17 protein-coding genes, 2 tRNA genes and 1 riboswitch are annotated in these 17,888 nt (G+C 69.8%); of the genes, 16 read left to right on the top strand and 3 right to left on the bottom strand.

Annotation, left to right across the window (positions count from 1 at the left end; genetic code table 11):
• The first annotated feature begins 121 nt into the window (after positions 1–121).
• Positions 122–219, top strand: a riboswitch (TPP riboswitch).
• Between the two features lie 148 nt (positions 220–367).
• From ABC337_RS15725 to ABC337_RS15790, 14 genes are all read left to right on the top strand, one after another.
• Positions 368–1,894 (top strand): bifunctional hydroxymethylpyrimidine kinase/phosphomethylpyrimidine kinase, encoded by a 1,527-nt coding sequence (locus ABC337_RS15725; RefSeq protein WP_412883273.1) that lies wholly within the window; start codon positions 368–370, stop codon positions 1,892–1,894.
• 365 nt (positions 1,895–2,259) lie between these two features.
• Positions 2,260–2,568, top strand: coding sequence for a 50S ribosomal protein L21 (gene rplU, locus ABC337_RS15730; protein ID WP_290257883.1), 309 nt, complete (start codon positions 2,260–2,262; stop codon positions 2,566–2,568).
• 61 nt (positions 2,569–2,629) lie between these two features.
• The gene (rpmA, locus tag ABC337_RS15735; protein WP_009372867.1) at positions 2,630–2,893 is read left to right on the top strand and encodes a 50S ribosomal protein L27; all 264 of its coding nucleotides are present in this window, start codon (positions 2,630–2,632) and stop codon (positions 2,891–2,893) included.
• A 114-nt stretch (positions 2,894–3,007) separates the two neighbouring features.
• Complete coding sequence (obgE, locus tag ABC337_RS15740) at positions 3,008–4,597, top strand: GTPase ObgE (protein ID WP_364135206.1); 1,590 nt, start codon at positions 3,008–3,010, stop codon at positions 4,595–4,597.
• Entirely contained in the window at positions 4,587–5,744 is a 1,158-nt protein-coding gene (gene proB / locus ABC337_RS15745) for a glutamate 5-kinase (protein ID WP_412883160.1), read from the top strand. The genes obgE and proB overlap by 11 nt, the downstream gene beginning before the upstream one ends.
• A gap of 26 nt (positions 5,745–5,770) precedes the next feature.
• Positions 5,771–7,102 (top strand): glutamate-5-semialdehyde dehydrogenase, encoded by a 1,332-nt coding sequence (locus tag ABC337_RS15750; protein ID WP_412883159.1) that lies wholly within the window; start codon positions 5,771–5,773, stop codon positions 7,100–7,102.
• 80 nt (positions 7,103–7,182) lie between these two features.
• Positions 7,183–7,416 carry a hypothetical protein gene (locus ABC337_RS15755; RefSeq protein WP_412883158.1) on the top strand — a complete coding sequence of 78 codons (234 nt, stop codon included), beginning with the start codon at positions 7,183–7,185 and terminating at the stop codon, positions 7,414–7,416.
• 13 nt (positions 7,417–7,429) lie between these two features.
• Positions 7,430–8,101: a nicotinate-nucleotide adenylyltransferase gene (nadD, locus tag ABC337_RS15760; RefSeq protein ID WP_412883157.1), complete on the top strand. Its 672-nt coding sequence runs from the start codon at positions 7,430–7,432 to the stop codon at positions 8,099–8,101.
• 7 nt (positions 8,102–8,108) lie between these two features.
• Positions 8,109–9,446: a hypothetical protein gene (locus ABC337_RS15765; RefSeq protein ID WP_412883156.1), complete on the top strand. Its 1,338-nt coding sequence runs from the start codon at positions 8,109–8,111 to the stop codon at positions 9,444–9,446.
• Positions 9,447–9,555: 109 nt separating this feature from the next.
• Positions 9,556–9,957: a ribosome silencing factor gene (rsfS, locus tag ABC337_RS15770; RefSeq protein WP_412883155.1), complete on the top strand. Its 402-nt coding sequence runs from the start codon at positions 9,556–9,558 to the stop codon at positions 9,955–9,957.
• 117 nt (positions 9,958–10,074) lie between these two features.
• Positions 10,075–10,147 (top strand) — tRNA-Ala (locus ABC337_RS15775).
• Positions 10,148–10,343: 196 nt separating this feature from the next.
• Positions 10,344–10,416 (top strand) — tRNA-Ala (locus ABC337_RS15780).
• Between the two features lie 90 nt (positions 10,417–10,506).
• Positions 10,507–11,655, top strand: a complete 1,149-nt coding sequence (locus ABC337_RS15785) for a class I SAM-dependent methyltransferase (RefSeq protein WP_412883154.1) — start codon at positions 10,507–10,509, stop codon at positions 11,653–11,655.
• Between the two features lie 150 nt (positions 11,656–11,805).
• Positions 11,806–13,008, top strand: a complete 1,203-nt coding sequence (locus ABC337_RS15790; RefSeq protein WP_412883153.1) for an ROK family transcriptional regulator — start codon at positions 11,806–11,808, stop codon at positions 13,006–13,008.
• Positions 13,009–13,041: 33 nt separating this feature from the next.
• Here ABC337_RS15790 and ABC337_RS15795 read toward each other — a convergent pair whose 3' ends face one another.
• Together ABC337_RS15795 and ABC337_RS15800 are read right to left on the bottom strand one after the other, a co-directional pair.
• Complete coding sequence (locus ABC337_RS15795; RefSeq protein ID WP_412883152.1) at positions 13,042–13,239, bottom strand: hypothetical protein; 198 nt, start codon at positions 13,237–13,239, stop codon at positions 13,042–13,044.
• Between the two features lie 123 nt (positions 13,240–13,362).
• Positions 13,363–13,869, bottom strand: a complete 507-nt coding sequence (locus ABC337_RS15800) for a DUF2004 domain-containing protein (RefSeq protein WP_290257632.1) — start codon at positions 13,867–13,869, stop codon at positions 13,363–13,365.
• Positions 13,870–13,977: 108 nt separating this feature from the next.
• Here ABC337_RS15800 and ABC337_RS15805 point away from each other — a divergent pair, with 108 nt between their 5' ends.
• Entirely contained in the window at positions 13,978–15,384 is a 1,407-nt protein-coding gene (locus tag ABC337_RS15805; RefSeq protein ID WP_412883151.1) for an aldehyde dehydrogenase family protein, read from the top strand.
• 27 nt (positions 15,385–15,411) lie between these two features.
• On the opposite strand, the gene ABC337_RS15810 is transcribed toward ABC337_RS15805, so the two are convergent.
• Positions 15,412–16,332 (bottom strand): LysR family transcriptional regulator, encoded by a 921-nt coding sequence (locus ABC337_RS15810; RefSeq protein ID WP_412883150.1) that lies wholly within the window; start codon positions 16,330–16,332, stop codon positions 15,412–15,414.
• A 172-nt stretch (positions 16,333–16,504) separates the two neighbouring features.
• Between ABC337_RS15810 and ABC337_RS15815 the strand changes: the two genes are divergently transcribed.
• Entirely contained in the window at positions 16,505–17,881 is a 1,377-nt protein-coding gene (locus ABC337_RS15815; RefSeq protein WP_412883149.1) for an NAD(P)/FAD-dependent oxidoreductase, read from the top strand.
• The last annotated feature ends 7 nt before the right edge of the window (positions 17,882–17,888 follow it).

Here is a 17,888-nt window from a genome sequence, read left to right on the forward strand (position 1 = left end):
TATCTCCCGGACTCGACGTTTCGAAGCGTCGACTCCGGGCGGTACCCGAGAGCCGGTTAAGGGGGAGACCGGCCGGAGGGGCGGACAGGAACGGGAGAACCCGGGGAGGGGCGCTACGCTGGAACGCGACACGGGGTGCCGCGCATCGGGCCGGCTGAGATCCACACCCGTTGAACCTGTCCGGTTAGCACCGGCGAAGGGATGTCTCTTGTCTTCGACCCAACCCGCGGCAGCACCCGCGGCACTGTCAACCGTCCCCGGCGCCACCTTCCTGCAGACGGTGTTCCCGGCAGAGCAGGCTGCCGACGACGCCGCCGGACCCGATGCGTCGGCCGGCACGGCCGACGACGCCACCGGGCAGGCCCCGGTGGCGAGGGTCCTCGCCATCGCGGGGTCCGACCCTACCGGCGGTGCCGGAATCCAGGCGGACCTGAAGAGCATCGCGGCCATGGGTGGCTACGGCATGGCCGCCATCACGGCCCTGACCGCCCAGAACACCCGCGGCGTCCGGTCCGTGCACGTGCCGCCCGCCGCCTTCCTGACCGAGCAGCTGGACGCCATCGCCGAGGACATCACCATCGATGCCGTGAAGATCGGCATGCTCGGCGACGCCGGCGTCATCGACGCGGTACGGGCGTGGCTGGAACGCACCCGGCCCGCCGTCGTCGTCCTGGACCCCGTCATGGTCGCCACCAGCGGTGACCGGCTGCTGCAGGAATCGGCGGTGGCGGCGCTGCACACCCTGCTGCCGCTCGCCGACCTGGTCACCCCCAACCTGGCCGAACTCGCCCTCCTGCTGGACGAACCGGTCGCCGCCGGCTGGGCGGAGGCGCTGGAGCAGGGCAAACGCCTCTCCGCGCTGGCCGGAACCACGGTCCTGGTCAAGGGCGGCCACCTCGAGGAGGACGCCGACGGCGGATGCCCGGACGCGCTGGTCAACAGCGCCGGACTGCTCGGCAGCGAAACCGTGGTGGTGCCGGGGGAGCGGGTCGACACCCGCAACAGCCACGGCACCGGGTGCTCGCTGTCCTCGGCCCTTGCCACGGCCTACGCCGCCGGCGGGGACTGGGAAACCGCGCTGCGCCGCGTCAAGCCCTGGCTGCTGGGGGCGCTGCGCGAGGCCGGACGGCTCGACGTCGGCTCCGGCAACGGACCCGTCCACCACTTCCACCACCTCGCCCAGCCCACGGAACCGGCGCCCGGGCCCGGCACGGAACAGTTCACGGAACACCTCAAGGAACCCGGCGACTTCGCCACCGGCCTCGAGCCCCTCGCCGCGGAGGGCCTGACGGAAATCTATGCCCTGGACTTCATCCGGGGTCTGGCGGACGGAACCTTGCCGGAGCATGAGTTCGCCTACTACCTCGGCCAGGACGCGCTCTACCTCAACGGCTACTCCCGGGTGCTGTCCCGCGCCGCAGCGCTTGCCCCGACGGAGGCAGAGCAGCTGTTCTGGTCACGCTCGGCCGCCCAGTGCCTGGAGGTTGAGTCGGAACTGCACCGGAGCTGGCTGGCCGGGCGTGCGGGCACCCCGCGGCGGCAGGGTCCGGTCACCAAGTCCTACGTGGACCACCTGCACGCTGCGTCCCTGGCCGGCAGCTACGGGGTCCTCGTGGCCGCGGCGCTACCCTGCTTTTGGCTCTATGCCGAGGTGGGCGCCGCGCTGCACGCGCAGTTCCTCGCCGCGGGCGCGGACGAAGGCCACCCCTACGCGGCCTGGCTGCGGACATACGCGGACGAGGCCTTCGCCGCGTCGACCCGGCAGGCGATCCGCTACACGGACGCCGCCGCCCGCCGCGGTTCCGCCGCCGAACGGGGCGCCATGACCGAGGCCTTCGTCCACTCCGTGCGCTTCGAGGTGGACTTCTTCGACGCGCCGAGGCTGCACGCCTGACCCGGAACGGGAGCCGCTGCCGGTAAGGTGGTGGGGCGCGGTTCCCGAAAGCGGCTGCGGCGCCCGGTCCGGTTCCTTGGAAAACGGCACTGTGGCACCGGTCACGCCCGACTCTCCGGGGCCTGCCTCGTTTGCGGCCGAAGGCGAAATTAGCGTAGTCTTGATCTTCGGTGCTTACGCCAACACTTGGGTTATGACCTTGAGGAGCTGTCCACCCCACGCGGGACGGATGATCCACGGGATAGCTCATGGGTTCCCCCGGGGAACCTGCCGGCGTTGAGGCACAGCGTGAGCCGCTCCGGTAGTTCGGGGCCAGGTTCCGCACGCAAATCTAGTAATAAACGTCGAGAGAAGTGAGTTCCCCAGTGGTGTACGCGATTGTCCGCGCAGGCGGCCGCCAAGAGAAGGTTTCTGTTGGAGACTTCGTTACCCTGAACCGCGTCCCCGGTGGAGCCGGCAGCACCTTTGAGCTGCCCGCACTGCTCCTGGTGGACGGTGACAAGGTCACGTCCGCCGCAGCGGACCTGGCTAAGGTAACGGTTACGGCTGAGATCCTGGAAGACCTCCGTGGTCCCAAGATCGTCATCCAGAAGTACAAGAACAAGACCGGTTACAAGAAGCGCCAGGGTCACCGTCAGGAACTGACCAAGGTCAAGATCACCGGTATCAAGTAACTTTCCGTTACTGATCAGGTTCCCGCAGTTTCCCAGAATTTTTTGAAGGCAGGCATTCCAAATGGCACATAAAAAAGGCGCGAGCTCCACTCGCAACGGTCGTGACTCCAACGCCCAGTACCTCGGCGTGAAGCGCTTCGGCGGCCAGGTTGTTTCCGCCGGCGAGATCATCGTCCGCCAGCGTGGCACCCACTTCCACCCGGGCGCCGGCGTTGGCCGTGGCGGCGACGACACCCTGTTCGCTCTGACCCCCGGCGCCGTCGAGTTCGGCACCCGTCGTGGCCGTCGCGTCGTGAACATCGTGGCTGCTGCAGCCGCAGAGTAACACCTACGTTTCACAATCGGTGGGGCGGGCCAATGGGTCCGCTCCACCGGTGTTTAACCGCATTACAATCATTCCGTGACCTTGCGGACCGGGAACAGCACTGAGGAGATCCACGTGGCCAGCTTTGTAGACCGGGTAGTACTGCACGTATCCGGCGGTACCGGCGGTCACGGGTGTGTCTCCGTCCACCGTGAGAAGTTCAAGCCCCTCGGCGGGCCCGACGGCGGCAACGGCGGCAACGGCGGCGACGTGATCCTCCGCGTCGACCCCCAGACCACCACCCTCCTGGACTACCATCACGCCCCCCACCGGCACGCCACCAACGGCGGCCCCGGCATGGGTGACTGGCGCGGCGGCAAGAACGGCGAGACCCTGGTCCTGCCCGTCCCCGAAGGCACCGTCGTCAAGAGCAAGGACGGCACCGTCCTGGCCGACATGGTGGGGGAGGGCACCGAATACATCGCCGCCGCCGGCGGCCTCGGCGGCCTCGGCAACGCGGCCCTGTCCTCGCAGAAGCGCCGCGCCCCCGGCTTCGCGCTGCTCGGCATCGAGGGCGAATCCAGCGACATCGTCCTGGAACTGAAGTCCATCGCGGACATCGCCCTGGTCGGCTTCCCGTCCGCCGGCAAGTCCAGCCTGATCGCGGCCATGTCCGCCGCGCGGCCCAAGATCGCGGACTACCCGTTCACCACCCTGATCCCGAACCTCGGCGTCGTCCAGGCCGGCGACGTCCGCTTCACCATCGCCGACGTGCCCGGCCTGATCGAGGGCGCCAGCGAGGGCAAGGGCCTCGGCCACCACTTCCTGCGCCACGTTGAACGCTGCGCCGCCCTGGTCCACGTCCTGGACTGCGGCACGCTCGAATCGGACCGCGACCCTCTTTCCGACCTGGCCGTGATCGAGGCCGAGCTGGAGAAGTACGCCGTCGACATGAGCTACGCCGGCACCGACGGCGAGGTTGTTCCCCTGAACCACCGCCCGCGGCTGGTCGCCCTGAACAAGGTGGACCTCCCCGACGGCAAGGACATGGCCGAGTTCGTCCGCCCCGAGCTGGAGAAGCGCGGCTACCGCGTCTTCGAAATTTCCGCCACCAGCCACGAGGGCCTGCGCCAGCTGGGCTTCGCGATGGCCGAGATCGTCAAGGCCGCCCGCGACGCCGTCGCCGCAACCCCGCCGAAGGTCGCGGCCCCGGTGCTGCGCCCCCGTGCCGTCAACGAATCCGGCTTCACCATCCGGCGCGAGGAACGCGGCATGGAGCCGCTGTTCCGCGTCCTGGGCGAGAAGCCGGTCCGCTGGGTCAAGCAGACCGACTTCACCAACGAGGAAGCCATCGGCTACCTCGCGGACCGGCTGGCCAAGCTGGGCGTCGAAACCGAGCTGTTCAAGCAGGGCGCGAAGCCCGGCGACGCCGTGGTGATCGGCGAGGACGACGGCGTCGTCTTCGACTGGGAACCCACCATGATGGCCGGCGCGGAACTGCTGGCCTCCCCGCGTGGCACCGACATCCGCTTCGCGGACATCGGCGACCGGCCCACCCGCGGCCAGAAGCGCGAGGAACAGCAGGAACGCCGCGACGCCAAGGCCGCCGCCCGCGCCGAGCTCGAAGCCGAACGCAAGGCCGGCATCTGGACCGAATCGGTCAGCGGCCGCCGCGCCCAGCAGCCGCTCAAGGAGAGTGGACTCGGCGACGCCGATGACCAGTAACGCCACCCAGGCCGGCGACGTGACGCCGGCAGTATTTCCCGGCCGGACCCTCCTGGCCGACGCACGCCGGATCGTCGTCAAGGTCGGCTCCTCCTCGCTGACGTCCATCAAGGGCGGCATCGACGAGGAGGCCCTGACCGGCCTGGCCGACGCCCTCGCGCATAAGCGCAACGCCGGCACCGAGATCATCCTGGTCTCCTCCGGCGCGATCGCCGCCGGCCTGGCACCGCTGGGCCTGGAGAAGCGCCCGCGCGACCTCGCCACCCAGCAGGCCGCGGCGAGCGTGGGGCAGGGTCTGCTCATGGCCCGCTACACCCACGCCTTCGGCGCGCACGGGGTCACCGTCAGCCAGGTACTGCTGACCGCAGACGACTTCATGCGCCGCAGCCAGCACACCAACGCCTTCCGCGCCCTGGACCGGCTGCTGAACCTCGGGGTCGTGCCCGTGGTCAACGAGAACGACACCGTCGCCACCCACGAGATCCGCTTCGGCGACAACGACCGGCTCGCCGCCCTGGTAGCCCACCTGGTCCGCGCCGACGCGCTGGTACTGCTCTCCGACGTCGACTCCCTCTACGACGGGCCGCCCGCGCGCGGTGCCCGCAGGATCCCGCACGTCGCGGGCCCCCGCGACCTCGACGGCGTCTCGATCGGCAGCACCGGCAAGGCCGGTGTGGGGACCGGCGGAATGGTCACCAAGGTGGAGGCCGCCTCGATCGCCGCGGGCTCCGGCATCCACGCCCTGGTCACCTCAACCCCGAATGCCGCCGCCGCGCTGGCGGGGGAGGACGTGGGCACCTGGTTCTCTGTCAACGGCGCCCGCAAGCCCATCCGGTTGCTCTGGCTGGCGCACCTCGCGTCCGTCCGGGGCCGGCTGGTGCTCGACGACGGCGCGGTGCGCGCCGTCCGGGAACGCCACACCTCCCTGCTGCCCGCCGGTATTACCGCCGTGCACGGGGACTTCGAGAGCGGCGACCCGGTGGAGATGGTCGGCACCGACGGCACCGTGATCGCCCGCGGGCTGGTCAACTACGGCGCCGGGGAGCTGCCGCAGATGCTCGGCCGCTCCACCATGGACCTGGGCCGCAGCCTGGGCCCCGGCTACGAGCGCGAAGTTGTTCATGTTGACGACCTGGTGCTGGTCTGACCCACCCGCTCGCCTAAACTTGGAGCATGACTGAGGCCCTGACTTCGCACCCCGACCTGCCCCTGAACGACACGCCTGCCGCAGGCCTGCCGCCGGCGGCCCCGGGTGTCGAAGCCGCGGTCCACGCGATCGCCGACCGGTCCCGCGCCGCCTCACGCGAGATGGCCCGCGCCAACCGGGCCTGGAAGGACCGCGGCCTGCGCGCCATCGGCGCCGCCCTTCTGGAGCACCGGGGCACCATCCTCGCCGCCAACGCCAAGGACGTCGCCGCCGGCCGTGCCAACGGCACCTCCGCCGCGCTGCTGGACCGGCTGACGCTGAACGACACCCGGATCGAAGCCCTCGCTGCGGCGCTGGAGAACCTCGCCGGCCTGCCCGATCCCGTGGGCAACGTGGTGCGCGGCCAGACCCTGCCGAACGGGCTGCGCCTGCGGCAGGTCAACGTGCCCATGGGCGTCATCGCCGCCATTTACGAGGCCCGCCCCAACGTCACCGTGGACATCGCCGGGCTGGCTCTCAAGAGCGGCAACGCCGTGATCCTGCGCGGCGGCAGCGCCGCAGCCGAAACCAACGTCGCCCTGATCAACGTCCTCCGCGACGCCCTGGTCTCCGTCGGACTGCCCGCGGACGCCGTCCAGAGCGTCGACGAATACGGCCGTGAGGGCGCCAACGTGCTGATGCGGGCCCGCGGCCGCGTGGACGTCCTGATTCCCCGCGGCGGCCGGGACCTGATCCAGACCGTCGTGACCAACTCCGCTGTCCCCGTCATTGAGACCGGCGAGGGCAACGTGCACATCTTCCTCGACGCCTCCGCGGACGAGAAGATGGCCGTGGAGATCCTCCTCAACGCCAAGACCCAGCGGCCCAGCGTCTGCAACACGGTGGAAACCCTCCTCGTGCACTCGGAGTCCACCGTGCTGCCCGCCGTCGCCGCCGCCCTCCGGGCCGCCGGCGTCACCCTGCACGCCGACGCCCGCGTCACCGCGGCGCTGCCCTCGGTGGAGACCGTGCCCGCCACGGACGTGGATTGGGCCACCGAGTACATGGAACTGGACCTCGCCGTGGCCATGGTCGACAGCATGGACGAGGCGCTGTCCCACATCCGCTCCTGGTCCACCGGCCACACCGAGGCGATCGTCACCAACGACCTCGCCAACGCCGAACGGTTCATCGCAGAGATTGATTCTGCAGCGGTGATCGTCAACGCCTCCACCCGGTTCACCGACGGCGGCGAGCTGGGGCTGGGCGCCGAGGTGGGGATCTCCACGCAGAAGCTGCACGCCCGCGGCCCGATGGGCTTGACCGAACTCACCACCACCAAGTGGATCGTGCAGGGCGAGGGCCAGGTCCGGGCCTAGTCACGCGGTACCATGGACTAAAGCCAGGAACGGCGGGATCCTCCGCCGTCGTCCATTTGTAGAACTCACTAGGGGAGAACATGCTGTTTCAGCAGATCGCCACGTCCGTTGCCGCAGCAGTGGCGCACGAAGAACCCGCTCCGCTCATCGCGCCGCCATACGTGATCGGTGGCTCGATGTTCCTGCTCCTCCTGGTCCTGATGTTCATCACCCTCTCCTACGGCAACCTGGGCAAGCGCCACTCCGCCGTTGAAGAGCACGCTGACCCGCACCGCCAGCACCCGAACAAGCACGGCCACGGCCAGGGCCACTAATATTTCCGCCATCATGAAGCCGCACGGCGCAACACGCCGCCTGCGCCTGGGTGTGATGGGCGGCACGTTCGATCCGATCCACCATGGGCACCTGGTGGCCGCCAGCGAGGTCGCGGCCAAGTTCGGCCTCGACGAGGTGGTGTTCGTCCCCACCGGGCAGCCGTGGCAGAAGAGCAGCAAGAAGGTCACCCAGGCCGAGCACCGGTACCTGATGACCGTCATTGCGACGGCGTCCAATCCGCGCTTCACGGTCAGCCGCGTGGACATCGACCGGCCGGGTCCCACGTACACCATCGACACCCTGCGGGACCTGCACACGCAGCGTCCCGACGCTGACCTGTTCTTCATCACCGGAGCGGATGCCCTCGCGCAGATCCTCTCCTGGAAGGACATCAACGAGCTCTGGTCGCTGGCGCACTTCGTCGGGGTGACGCGTCCCGGTCACGTCCTGGACGGCATGGGCCGCGACGACGTCACGCTCCTGGAGATCCCTGCGATGGCGATCTCGTCCACGGACTGCCGCGCCCGCGTGGCCGCCGGCAACCCCGTCTGGTACCTGGTGCCGGACGGCGTGGTGCAGTACATCGCCAAGTACGGACTTTACGATGGCCAGCCGGAAAACGATCTGGACGTCCACCAGGTCCGACCCGTCCTCCAACCACACCTAACCGCCAGTACCGAGTGAGCCTCCCATGAGTCAGGAACAGCCTCCCATCCGCAGCCGACGCGAACTGCGCCGTGCCAGGGATGAACAGCAGGCAGCGACCCCCGGAGTCACGGGAAATGCCGATAACTCCGGGAGCGCCGATACCCCCGGGAACCCCGGGAGTACCGGCGCCGGTTCCGGCTCCCCGGAAAACGCCGCGGCGCCACGGCAGTCCCGGCCTGTGGAACCCACCGAGGCCGAGACCACCGGCCGCCGCCGGATCCCCGGCCCGGTGGACACCGTGCGCCGCGAGACGCCTGCCGAGCGGTCCTCCCAGATCCGTGCCCGTGACCGGGCCGCGCTGCGCACCATCAAGGAACTTGCCGAGAAGGAGGGCCAGCTCTCCCCGGGCGGCCCGCCCACCCGCCGGCAGCTGCGCCTCCAGCAGCTGGCCGAGGAAACGGCCCCGGCCACATCGGCCAACCCGATCGTGCCGATGCCCTCGCCGCGGACGCAGCGGCACCCGGTGGTGGCTCCGAAGCGGGACGCCGCACCCGAAGCGGCTCCGCAGCAGGCTCCCGAAACGTCGGCCGCTCCGGAAACCCGCGCCGCTCCGGAAGCCCCCGCCGCACCGGAGGGCATGAGCGTCGAGCAGGCCCTTGCCGCCCGGGAACTCCTGGCCGCCCAGGCCCGCAACCAGGTGGCGAAGATGGAGCACATCGCCGCCACCGACCCCGACGCCGTTGACCCCGAGGTCCTGGCGCAGCAGATCGCCCTGGCCGAGCGGGCCGCCGTCCTGAACCGGCGCGCCGCGGCCAAGCAGAAGCTCGCCGAGCAGAACAACCAGCAGGCCCCCCGGACCACGGCCGGCATCCCGGAGACGGGCGCCGAGGGCGTCGCCCCTAAGCCCGGTACCGCTGACAACGGGCCCTCCACGGCCAGCAACCTGGCCATGGTCACCCCGCTGGAATTCGTCGAGGTGCCCGGCATGGAACGCCCGGTGATGAAGCGCCCGGCGACCTCCTACGTGCCGCTCGTGACCAACCAGGGTCCGAAGGTCCAGCCCCGCACGGGCCGCCGTCCGGCCAAGCAGCAGCGCGACGCCGGCCGCACCGGAGTCCTGGCCCGGGCCGAAGCCGCGGCCAAGGCCGGTCGGAGTCCCGCAGCAGGCGACCAGGTCCAGGACGCGCAGGCGCAGGAAGACCTGGCCGCCCGTCCGCCGGTCGCCGCCAACGCCGCCTACGGACTGGACCCGCTGGACGCGGCCACCGCCGGACTCGGCAGGGCCCGGCGGCTGCACCTGCTGCAGCTCAGCGTCCTGGCCCTCGGCGTGCTGGCCCTTGTGGCCGGCGTCATCCTGATCATCACCGGCATGGGCCACTGACGCGGCCACCGCCGCGGACCGCCCTCGTCACTAGCTTTCAGCGTCCGGCCCCGGGCCGGCACCCTATTCACCGAGTTTCACCAAAGTTTCATCACCAACAAGGAGTCCCGTGACTGCAACCGATTCAGCCATCACCATCGCCCGCCACGCCGCCCATGCGGCCGCGGACAAGCTGGCCGAAGATATCGTGGCGCTCGACGTCAGCGAACGCCTCGCCCTGGCCGACGTCTTCCTCATCGCCTCGGCCCCGTCCGAGCGCCAGGTCAACGCGATCGTCGACGGCATCGAGGACGAACTGTCCAAGCACGACCTCAAGCCCGTCCGCCGTGAGGGCCGCTCGGGCGGCCGCTGGGTGCTGCTGGACTACGCCGACGTCGTCATCCACGTCCAGCACGAAGAGGACCGGGTCTTCTACGCCCTCGAGCGCCTCTGGAAGGACTGCCCCGTGGTCGACCTGCAGCTCGGCGACGACGCATCCGCAAAGGCCGCGGCCGGCACCGACGCGGAGTAGCCGCACGCCCTCCGGGGCGGGCGCACCGTGAATATTCCCGATTTGGAATTTTCGGAAGTGGTGTTCTAAGATATTTGAGTTGCTTTGGCGGGAACGAGGTCGAAGCGGCGAGAATACGGGGCTGTGGCGCAGCTGGTAGCGCACCTGCATGGCATGCAGGGGGTCAGGGGTTCGAGTCCCCTCAGCTCCACCGTAATCCGCCGGAACCATCAGGTTCCGGCGGATTTTTTTATTGCCCGGATGCGTCCCGAAGCCCCGCGAAGCCCCCGGAAAGCAGCCGGGACACGCCCGCAGGACGCCGATTAGCATCCCGGGCAAAAGTGCATTACTCTAATCAGGTTGCTTGATCGGAACGGCATAAAAACCGGACCGGCAGGAAACGGTTCGGGGCTGTGGCGCAGCTGGTAGCGCACCTGCATGGCATGCAGGGGGTCAGGGGTTCGAGTCCCCTCAGCTCCACCGAACGAGGCCCCGCTCATTGAGCGGGGCCTCACCGCTTTAACCCTTCGGCCACCCCACCCACCCCTGACGAAACGGCGGAAACCGGACGTGTCGGACCATCACCTCGACCAGATCTTCGCCGGACTGCGGCGCTTCCCGGACGTGGAGGCCCCCAACCTCCAGGCCTGGGACGCCACGGACCGGCTGCTGCTGGAAACGGCTGCCGGCTTGCACGACGGCGGACCGGTGGCGGTCACCGGCGACAACTACGGCGCGCTCACCCTCGGCCTCCTCACGCCGGGGATCACCGGCGCCGGCGGGCCGGCAGCGTCGGCGATCCGGGTCCACCAGGACCTCATCACCGGCGAACGCGCCCTGCGGCGCAACGCCGAAGCCGCGGGCCTCACCGGCGGTTTCATCCAGACCACCTTGTCCGACGCCGTCGACGGTGCTTCCCTGGTGCTGCTGCAGCTGCCCCGTTCCCTCGCCGAGCTCGAAGAGATCGCCGACGCCGTCGCCCGCTACGCCGCCCCAGGCGCGGTCCTGCTGGCCGGTGGCCGGGTCAAGCACATGAGCCTGGGCATGAACGCAGTCCTGGCCCGCTCCTTCGCGGAGGTCCAGCCCCAGCTCGCGCGGCAGAAGTCCCGCGTGCTGGTGGCCCGCGGCCCGAAGCCGGCCGTGGGGGAGCCTCCGTACCCGGTGTCAAAGCTCCACCCCGGCCTGGACCTCACGGTCTGCGCCCGCGGTGCGGTATTCGCCGGTACGGGGCTGGACATCGGCACCCGTTTCCTCCTGGACTTCCTGCCGCAGATGCCCGACGCCCGGCACGCCGTGGACCTCGGTTGCGGCACCGGCATCCTGGCCGCCCTCTATGCCCGGAGCCATCCGGAGGCCCGCGTGACCGCCACGGACCGCTCCGCCGCCGCCGTCGACTCCGCCCTGGCCACCGCCCGCGCCAACGGGATCACGAGCGTCACGGGTCTGCAGGACGACGCCCTGAGCACCCTGCCGGACGCCTCGGTGGACCTGGTGCTGCTCAACCCGCCCTTCCACCTGGGCTCGGCCGTGCACGCCGGTGCCGGACTCAAGCTGATCGAGGCCGCCGCCCGGGTGCTGACGCCCGGGGGAGAGCTCTGGACCGTCTACAACAGCCACCTGCAGTACCGGCCCTCGCTGGAGCGCCTGGTGGGTCCCACCCGCGAGGCGGGCCGGAACCCGAAGTTCACCGTCACCGCCAGCAGCCGCAGCCAGGCTTAATCCGCGCAAACGTGACGGCCGCCTGTGTGGCGGCGTAAGGCCGGTGACGTAGCATTTCCCACATCAGCAGTACTTGACCGATGACGTTGAGAGGTACCAGTGACTGAGAGCCGCACCCCCTCGCCGCGGCGGGGAACGAATCTCCCACGGATGGGCGACTTCAACCTCACCGTCATCCTGGACGCGATCCGCCGCTCCCCGACGGGACTGAGCCGGGTGGAGCTGGCCCAGATCGTGGGGCTGTCCCCGCAGACCATCTCCAACATCTCCCGCCGCCTCCTGGACCAGAGCCTGATCGTTGAGGCCGGTAAGGAGGGCACCGGCCCCGGGAAGCCGCGCACCATGCTGCGGCTGAACCCGGCCGGCATGTACGCCGTCGGCGTGCACGTGGACCCAGCCGTCCTCACGTTCGTCCTGCTGGACCTCGTGGGCGACGTCGTCCGGCACACCCGGATCCCGACGCCGGACGGCAGCGAACCCGGCGCCATCATCGACACCATCGCCGCCGAGATCAAACAGCTGATCGACGATTCGGGCGTGGACCGGGCCAAGATCGCCGGACTGGGCGTCGCTTCTCCCGGACCCATCGACCTGGTGGCCGGCGCCGTCGTGGACCCGCCGCTGCTGCCGGGCTGGGACCGCGTGAACCTCCGCGACGCCCTGGCCGAGGCCACCGGCCTCTCCACCATCCTGGACAAGGACGTCACCAGCGCCGCCGTAGCCGAGACCTGGGCCGGCGGACCCAGCGGCGCCGGCAGCTTCCTCTTCATGTACATGGGCACCGGCATCGGCTGCGGCCTGGTCCTCAACGGCGAAGTGGTCCGCGGAGTCTCCGGCAACGCGGGCGAGATCGGCCACGTGATCGTGGACCCGGACGGGCCCGAGTGCGACTGCGGCCAGCGCGGCTGCGTGAAGTCCTCCGCCATCCCGCAGGTGCTGGTGGCCAAGGCCGTCGCCACCGGCGTGCTGGACGGCCCCGAGGAGGGCCACAGCGCCCCCGCCATCCAGGAGCGGTTCGCCGAGCTGTGCGCCATGGCCTACGGCGGCCACGACGGCGCCGTCGGCATCCTCCGGGACTCGGCCGTGCTGGTCAGCCGCGCCGTGGCCGCGGTCATTAACGCCCTGGACGTGGACCGCGTCGTCTTCGGCGGCCCGTTCTGGACCTGCCTCGCCCCGGCCTATCTGGAGCTGGTCCCCGGCCTCGTGGCAGGCAACAGCGACACGGGCAAGATCCACGGCGTGGAGGTGGTCAGCACGGGCGTGGGCGACGACGTCGGCGCCGTCGGGGCCGCCTGCCTGGTGCTGGAGCACATGCTCGCGCCGCGCTCCCAGCGGCTGCTCCTGGACGGCTAAAGCCCGCTCAACACCTGCCGCCGGTGATCGGCATCAGTCAATGTCCTCCAGGACGGTGCCGAACGGCAGGGTCTCGTCGATGTGGGCCTGATGGTCGTGCGGGTGGACCACTACCCGCACCCCGTGTGACTGGTCTGCAGCAGACTGCATGAGGACGGGCCGGACGGCGTTCACAATGCCCTCGCTTTTGCCTGCGAGGTACTCCTGGTAACTGGCTGGAAGCTGGATCATGCCAGCATGATAGTCCCCGCAGCGGCTGTGGGGGAGGGGCTTCCGGCCGGGGCGCGAAGCAGTGGCGCCGGGGCGGCTTTCCTTAGCGGGTTTGCAGGGCCCGGTTCTTCAGAGGGGGAGCGCTCAGGACTCCCAGAGGATCTCGTCGTCGACGACGCCGTCCTCGTCCGTGGAGGCGACGAGCACCTCGTCCGTGAAGTGCGCGCCCAGGGTGAAGTCGAGGACGAAGTAGCGTTCGGGCTGGCCGGGGTAGATGCCCACGTGGCCGAGCTTGAGGGCCTTGAGGAACACCTGGTTGGTGAGCTGGGACTTGTCCTCGACCCCGAAGACCTGCCGCAGATGTTCGGGCTTGAGGGCGTTGCAGTGGAAGCGCAGGTACTCCTGCGGGCTGCTGCCTTCCTGGTCCAGCTCCTCGGCGATCATCTCCCGCACCTGGTCCACCACCTCGGGCAGGAAGCGCAACCGGTAGTCCACCTTGTGCAGGGCCGCCTCGTCGAAGTGGTCATGGGCGTTGACGTTCAGGTCCAGTTCCAGCGGGTGGCCGGCCAGTTCATGGGTGGCGGCGAAGTTATGGTCGCGCCCGTGGTTGAGCTCGATTTCTCCAAAATGCCGGCTGGATACCTTGCTCATGTCTTCAACATAGTCCTGAACCGGTGGCTGTTCCAGCATCACCGGGATTTACCGGAATTTACCTGAAACCGCAGTCCGGAGCGGCTGCGGTGACGGTACATTGATCGGATGCAGACCGTAGCCGCCGCCGTCGCCCGTGCCCGTGAAGAGTTCGACAGCGGGGTGACCCGGCCGTTGCAGTGGCGGCTCCAGCAGCTCGCCGCCTTGCGCCGCATGCTGGTGGAACGCCGGACCGAGTTCGCGCAGGCCCTCTCCGCCGACCTGGGCAAGCACGAGACCGAATCGCAGATGACCGAGATCGGCTTCGTCACCGCCGAAGCCGCGCACCTGGAAAAACACCTCGCAGCCTGGCTGCGCCCGCGCCCGGTCCCCGTCCCGCTCTCCGTGCAGCCGGCCAAGGCCTGGACCGAGCTGACCCCGCTGGGGGTGGTGCTGGTGATCGGGCCGTGGAACTACGCGCTGCAGCTGCTGCTCGCCCCGCTGGCCGGCGCCCTCGCCGCCGGCAACACGGTGATCCTCAAGCCCAGCGAGCACGCGCCAGCCACCTCCGCGGCCCTGGCCCGGTGGGTCCCGGAGTACCTGGCCGGCGCGGTGCAGGTGGTGGAGGGAGGGATCCCGGAAACCACGGAACTGCTAGCCGTCCCCTTCGACCACATCTTCTTTACCGGCGGGGAGGTGGCGGCCAAGGCCGTGCTGCGCGCCGCGGCGGAGCACCTGACTCCGGTCACCCTGGAACTCGGCGGGAAGTCCCCGGCCTACGTGGACGCCACCACCGACCTGGCCAAGGCGGCCCGGCGGCTGGCCTGGGGCCGGTTCATGAACGCCGGCCAGACCTGCGTGGCCCCCGACTATGTGCTGGCCACCGCCGAGGTGATCGAGCCGCTGCAGCGGGAACTGGCCACGGCGGTCACCGCCCTGTTCGGCAAGGACGCGGCCGCGAGCGACTCCTACGGCCGGATCATCAACGACCGGCACTTCGACCGGCTCGCCGCCCTCGCGGACGGCAGCACCGTGGTGCACGGCGGGGCCCGGGACGCGGCCACCCGCTACTTCGAACCGACACTGCTCCGACCCGCGCCCGGGGACGCGGTGATGGGGGAGGAGATCTTCGGTCCGCTGCTGCCGCTGCTGGAGGTCAGCGGCCCAGGCGAGGCAATCAGCGCCATCAACGCCCGGCCCAAGCCCCTGGCGCTCTACGTTTTCAGCGACGACGCCGGCACCCGCCGGGCGTTTTCCGAGCAGACTTCCTCCGGGGCGCTGTGCTTCGACGTCCCCGTGGCGCACCTGACCGTTCCCGGCCTGCCGTTCGGCGGCGTGGGCGGCAGCGGGATGGGCGCCTACCACGGTGAACACTCCCTGAAGACTTTCTCGCACGAGCGGGCAAGCCTGTCCAAGCCGCTGTGGCCGGAGACCCTGGGCCTGATCTTCCCGCCCTACACCCGCCTCAAGCACCGGGTGATCAGCAGTTTCGTGTCCCCGGCGGGAAAGAATCCGGGCGGGAAACAAGGCAGGTAGCCCGGGGGCCAAGACCGCGGTGGCGGACTAGTCGCGGCGCGTGGTGCCCAGTTTCTGCAGGGTGTCGGCCAGCAGCTCCACGAACAGCTGCACCTGGGCGGTCTGCTTTTCCTTAGGCAGCAGCGCGAAGACGTTGCGTGCCAGCCTGATCTCGGGGACGTCCAGGACCACGACGCCGTCGGGGCGGTGCAGCAGGGCCAGTTCCGGGACCAGCGCCGCGCCCAGGCCCGCGGCGGCCATCTCCAGGCTGGCGTGGAAGTCGTCGCTGTAGGCCACCACCCGGGGGTGCAGGTTGCAGCTGGCGAACAACCGCTCGATCACGGTGGCGTCCGAGGTACCCGGGTGGTGCATGATCCACGGCATGTCCGAGAGGTGGTCCGCGGCGACCTTTGATTCCGGGCCGATTCCCCAGCCGGCGGGCAGCACCACGCGGAAGTCGTCGTCGCCGATCCACTGCCGATTGACCGTGTGCGGCCAGGCCAGGCCGGACTGGCCCACCTGGTAGACCAGGGCGACGTCGAGTTCGCCGCCGGTGCGCAGGCCCTGGATGGTCTGCCCGGGTTCGGCGACGGAGACCCGGAGTTCGATGCCCAGCTTCTTCCACGCCGGATTCTGCAGGATCCGGGGCAGCACATAGGTGGCCAGGGAGGGGAAGATGCCCAGCCGGAGCTCCTGGTGGGGGCTTTCGTTGGTGCGGGCCGCGGCCGCCATGAGGGCATCGATATCCGTGAGGACCTTCGCCGCGTGCCGGGTCATAGTGACGGCCGCGTCGGTGGGCTGGATGCTCCGGGCCGACCGTTGGAACAGCTCCACCCCGGTGTCCCGCTCCAGGGCGGACATCTGCTGGGAGACCGCCGAGGCGGTGTACCCAAGCCGGGTGGCCGCCGCCGCGAAGGACCCCAACCGGACCACTTCGACGAGCGTCCTGAGGTGAACGGGGTTGATCACAGAAATGCCCTTCGGTGTTTGCGGTGGGGCGGGAGCGAAACCCCGCTTCATTCTGGCACATTGGTCGTAGGCGCCCGCTGGAAAAGTCAGACTCATCCGGCTGCCTCGCGGTGACGAATTGCCCTTAGCAAGTTCCACCAGGACGATTCAGGCGAAGCAACAGGAGCAACCAGTGCAGCAAGCAGTAAGCATTCCGGACGGACGCCGGGTTGCCGTGATCGGCAGCGGCGTGGCCGGCCTGACGGCGGCCTACGTGCTGAACCAGCGCGACCAGGTGACGCTCTTCGAGGCCGACGCCCGGCTCGGCGGCCACGCCCACACCCACGACGTGCGCCAGACGGACGGCTCCGTGCTGGGCATCGACACGGGCTTCATCGTCCACAACGAGCGGACCTACCCCACCCTGCTGCGGCTCTTCCGCGAACTCGGCGTCCAGACCCAGGACTCCGAGATGAGCATGTCCATCCGCTGCGACGGCTGTGGCCTGGAGTACGCGGGGGCCCGGGGCGGTGCCCGCGGAATCATCCCCAAGCCTTCCACCCTGCTGCGCGGACGCTACCTGCGGATGCTGCTGGAGGTCACCCGCTTCTACCGTCGTGCCCGTGCCCTGCTGGCGGAGGCGGAGACCACCCACGGGGGCGCCCCCGAACTGACCCTCGGTGAGTTCCTGGCCCGGGAGAAATTCAGCGATTACTTCATCGCCCACTTCATGACCCCCGTGGTCAGCGCCGTTTGGTCCTGCGACCCTTCGACCGCCCTGGCCTACCCGGCGCGCTACCTCTTCACCTTTTTGGGCCACCACGGCCTGCTCGGCATCAAGGGATCCCCGCAGTGGCGCACGGTCACCGGCGGCTCCCGCAGCTACGTGGACAAGGTCGCCGCGGTCCTGCCGGACGTCCGCACCGGCAGCCCGGTCCTGCGGGTCCGGCGCCACCCCGGCGGCCTGGAGGTCACCACCCGCGACGCCGCCGGCGCCGAGACCGCGGAGAACTTCGACGCCGTCGTCATCGCCACGCACCCGGCGCAGGCCCTGGCCATGCTGGCCGACGCCACGGACGAGGAACGCGCCGCCCTGGGCGGCATGCCCTACTCGGTCAACCAGACCGTTTTCCACCGCGACGACGCCGTGCTCCCGGCCAGCGACAACGCCAAGGCTTCCTGGAACTACCGGCTGCCGGCCTGCGACGCCCGGCCGGACCGGGTGCTGGTCAGCTATGACATGACCCGTCTGCAGCGGCTGGAGCCGGTGGACGGCAAGCGCTACATTGTCAGCCTGGGCGAATCCGAACTGATCGGGGACGGCACGGTGCTGGAGCAGATGGTCTACGAACACCCGCAGTACACGCCGGACTCGCTCCGGGCGCAGGAACGCATCCTGGGTCTGGGCGATGACCGGCTGGCGTTTGCGGGCGCCTACCATGGCTGGGGTTTTCACGAGGACGGCGCGCTCTCCGGCGTCCGGGCCGCCGCCCGGCTGGGCCGCGACTGGGAAACCGGCGGGCAGGGCGCCCGCAACGCCGAACTGTCCCCGGCCGCGGAGGGCCTGTGAACCGGGG

This window comes from Arthrobacter phoenicis (genome assembly GCF_047238215.1).
GTDB lineage: Bacteria > Actinomycetota > Actinomycetes > Actinomycetales > Micrococcaceae > Arthrobacter.